2 protein-coding genes are annotated in these 2,334 nt (G+C 76.8%); one reads left to right on the top strand and one right to left on the bottom strand.

The window, feature by feature from the left end:
- Window positions 1–1,487 precede the first annotated feature (1,487 nt).
- Window positions 1,488–1,742: a hypothetical protein gene (locus EAO76_RS47195; protein ID WP_262376272.1), complete on the bottom strand. Its 255-nt coding sequence runs from the start codon at window positions 1,740–1,742 to the stop codon at window positions 1,488–1,490.
- Between EAO76_RS47195 and EAO76_RS43590 the strand changes: the two genes are divergently transcribed.
- The coding region (locus tag EAO76_RS43590) for a serine/threonine-protein kinase (RefSeq protein ID WP_316248433.1) at window positions 1,636–2,334 on the top strand (699 nt) is incomplete at its 3' end. The two genes, EAO76_RS47195 and EAO76_RS43590, sit on opposite strands and share 107 nt — an antisense overlap.

The following is a 2,334-nucleotide window of genomic DNA, read 5'->3' as shown; positions in this document are numbered from 1 at the left end:
GTCGTGGTCCGGTCCTCGCAGCCCCGCCGTGCGGTGGTCGACGGCCCAGCCGCCCGGGCCCCGTGCCGTGTCATCCGGCCCCGGCATCGTCTTGCCCTCGCCACGCCCCTGCGCCGCCGCGCTGCCGTCGTGCTGTGGCCGACAGCCCGGTCGCTGTCGTTCTCGCCGCCCCGCCCCGCCGTCGTGTTGCTGTCCGGTCCCGGGGCCGGGCCGTCGTCCGCCCCGCGCCGTGCCGCGCCGCTAGTCGCCGCCCGACCTCGCGCCCCGGGTTCCTGTCGCGTCGACGGCCCGGCCATGCCCCGCGCCGCCGGGCTCTGCCGCGCCCGCCCCGGCGCCCGCGCCGTGGCCGCCCGCCGTCTGCGGCCTCGTTGCCGCCGCGTCGTCGACTACGTTCCTCGCCCGTCCCTCCGGGGCGGTGCCGGGGCCGGTTGCAGGACCGGGGCCGGGGCCTGGGCCGGCGCCGCGCCCGCCCCGAGCCACCGCTCCGCGCCGTCGGCCTCCTTCCCCGCCCGCCCTCCGGGCCGGTGCCAGTCGCAGGACCGGGCCCGGGGTATGCAGGGCCGTCGACCGCCCCGCCGTTCCGCGCCCCGTGCTGTACCGCAGTCGGTGGCCGGTTGGCCCGGCCCCCGCGGCGCCGCGCCGTCGCGGCGGGTCCGGGGCCCGGCCCGCGCTGCGCCCCCCGCCTCGACGCATGCCACCTTCCCCGCCCGCCTTGTACCGCAGTCCGGCCCTGTGGCCCGGCCCGTCGCAGCGCCTGGCCAGCTGGCCCGCGTCCGGGGTGTGACCGCCCGTGTCCGGGTACACAGTTCATCCTTGTCGCGGGACCGCGGGACCGCGGGACCGCGGGGCGGCGGGGCGGCGGGGCCCGGCTGTGTGGGTTGTACTCCCGGTCCGTTCCGTGCTGCCTGCCTTGTCCGCCGTCCGTGGGCTTGCCGTTCCGCGTCGTCGACTGCCCATCCCGCTGCTGTTGCCCATCCCGCTGCTGTGCTGTGCCGTGCCGTCTCGTTCCGGGCTGTACCGCGGTCGGTGGCCGGTTGGCCCGGCCTCGCGCCCCGGGCTCCTGTCACGTCGACGGCCTGGCCACGGCCCGCCGCCGCGGCCTTGCGGCGGGTCCGGGGCCGGGGTTCTGCACAGGACCGTCGACCGCCCGCCCGTTTGTCGACCGCCCGGCCCCGGACCGTGCCGCCGCTCGGTCCGGGGCCGCGGTGCCAGTCGCAGGACGGGGGCCGGGCCCAGGGCCGTCGACCGCCCGCCCCCGGGCCACCGCCTTACCGCTCCGCGCCGTCGACCACCCACTCCGCGGCCCCGCCCGGCGCTCCGTCGCACCGACCCTGCCTCGCGGTTGCCGGACTCCGGCCGCCCTGCCGCCGTTCCCACTGCGCGAAGCGGCGGGCCGACGGCCAGCCGCCCCCGCCCCGCTCCGCCACCGCGCCGGACGGGGCACCATCCCGGATGCGGCCCGCGTGCAAGTGCACCCCCGGGAGTGGTTACTCAGTGTTGTTCTCTTGCCTGTGCCGGGCGGCGGTCTCCGCGCCCCGGGCGAGGATCTGCTGCGCCAGGGTGTCCAGCTTGGCGGGGGTGTACTCGCGCTCCTGGACCACGGCCATGCCGATCGTGCCGTCCGGCCCGGCCGCGGTGGTGAGGCGCGGCTCGGCGGTGTCGGGGCGGGCCAGGGCGTGCCGGCCCTGGTGCACGACCTGGCCGTCGCGGGTGATCGTGAGCCGGTCGGGGCCCGCCTCCATCCACGGCGCCTCCCTGGCCGAAGCCGTGACCCCCACCGCACCCCTGCCAGAGGACTCGATGTGGCCCCTGGCAGCCGGACTGGCCGAAGCACTGCAGGCCATCCACACCGAGGACCTGCTCCACCGCGACCTCAAACCGTCGAACGTGTTGCTGGCCACGGACGGCCCACGAGTGATCGACTTCGGAATCGCCCGCGCCCTGGACGCCACCGCGCTGACTGGAACCGGCACGGCCATCGGCACACCCGGCTTCATGTCCCCCGAACAAGCCGAAGGCAGCCCCCTCGGCCTGGCCAGCGACGTCTTCTCCCTCGGCGCCGTACTCGCCTTCGCCGCCACCGGCCACGAACCCTTCGGCCAGGGCCCACCAGCAGCAGTCCTCTACCGCGTCGTCACCAGCGAGCCACAACTCGGCACACTGCACGGCCCCCTGCACACCCTGATCACCGCATGCCTGGCCAAAACCCCCACCGACCGACCCACCACCACACAACTCCTCGAACAGATCACCTCCCACTGGAACCCACACGACGACTTCCACCACACCACCCCATGGCCCCAGAACGTCACCACCCTCATCGCCACCCACACC

It is taken from the genome of Streptomyces sp. sk2.1 (assembly GCF_008120935.1).
Taxonomy (GTDB): domain Bacteria; phylum Actinomycetota; class Actinomycetes; order Streptomycetales; family Streptomycetaceae; genus Streptomyces.
This window is presented reverse-complemented; position numbering and strand designations above follow the sequence as displayed.